Below are 1,330 nucleotides of genomic sequence, written 5' to 3'. Positions count from 1 at the left end.
AGCTTTGGGAGCGCTTGGGCTTCTATGTGGTTCAGTCAAGCTTGGTGATCTTTCTTGTTAATCAATTAAAGTTCAATGATATTAAAGCTTATTCATTGTACGCAGCGTTCACGGGATTGCTTTACGCGGGCCCAGTACTTGGCGGATTTCTGGCCGATAATTTTTTGAACCTTAATCGTTCAATTTTTCTGGGGATCATTTTTTATATTGCTGGCTATTTAGCACTGTCTTTTCATTCGGGGTTTGTTTTCTATGTGGCCTTTGGTTTGTTAATTGCAGGCAATAGTTTTGTAAAAAGCAATATTTCTACACTTGTGGGTGCCTTATATCAAGATAATGATCTCAGGCGTGATGCGGGCTTTACCTTGTTTTATTTTGGTATGAATATTGGTCAGGTCATAGGACCCTTGGCGGCGGCGTTTGCAATCAAATATAGCGGCTTTTCCAGTGCATTTTTGATTGCAGCCTTATCGCTTGTATTCTCGCTCATTTCTTTTGCCTATGGGCAGCGCTATTTTACACCTGAAAAACTATCTGAAGATGTCGTTTCTTGTTCGGCGAGTAAGCAGCAAAGAAATATTATCTATGCGTGTTCAGTTGTCGTTGTTTTTGCATTAGCCATTTTGCTGCCTTATTCGCATGCTTTGAATATCGGCATGATTGCGTTGAGCGTTTTAGCATTAGTGTATCTGCTTTATTGTGGTATGAAGATTCCCCTGGCCGAGGATCGGTTTAGGTTGTTTTCATTGATCATCTTATTTGTGTTCTCGGCGATATACTGGGGTATTTGGATGCAGGTGTTTACTTCGTTAACTTTATTTGCAGAGCGAAATGTGCACCGAGTCTTTCTCGGTTTTAAAATGCCAGTTGAAGTGCTGGCTTCGATTGAAAGCGTGGGCATTATTCTCTTTGCGCCATTGCTCGCGAAAATTTGGCTGTCACTAGGTAATAGCCGATGGCAGCCAGGCTTTGCGATGAAGTTTGCTTATGGTTTTTTATTTTGTGCTTTTGCTTTTGCATTGCTTGTATTGGCGCTAGCGTTCTCGCCGAGCGGCGCTATTGCGCTTTTTTGGTTGGTCGCCTCGATGTTTTTAATGGCGATCAGTGAGCTTTGCCTATCGGCCATTGGCTTATCGGCAGTCACCGTGCTCTCGCCTAAATCAATGAGAAGCACAATGATGGGTTTTTGGTTTGTCACGATTGCGGCAGGGTTGATGATTGCGAATAAGCTGGCTGATATGTCTGTGATCTCTAAGCATGCTGGTGCGCATGCTTCAGCCCTTGCATACACAGCCGCGTTTACTGATTATGCGGTGTTGAGTTTTGTAAT

The 1,330-nt window shown here is 43.1% G+C and carries 1 protein-coding gene; it reads left to right on the top strand.

Going from position 1 to position 1,330, the window contains the following annotated elements; all coding sequences use genetic code 11:
• Positions 1-1,330 (top strand): hypothetical protein (locus tag COV52_04605; protein ID PIR11304.1); only part of this gene is annotated, 1,330 nt, incomplete at both ends.

The sequence above is a fragment of the Gammaproteobacteria bacterium CG11_big_fil_rev_8_21_14_0_20_46_22 genome (genome assembly GCA_002796245.1).
GTDB lineage: Bacteria > Pseudomonadota > Gammaproteobacteria > UBA12402 > UBA12402 > 1-14-0-20-46-22.
This window is presented reverse-complemented; position numbering and strand designations above follow the sequence as displayed.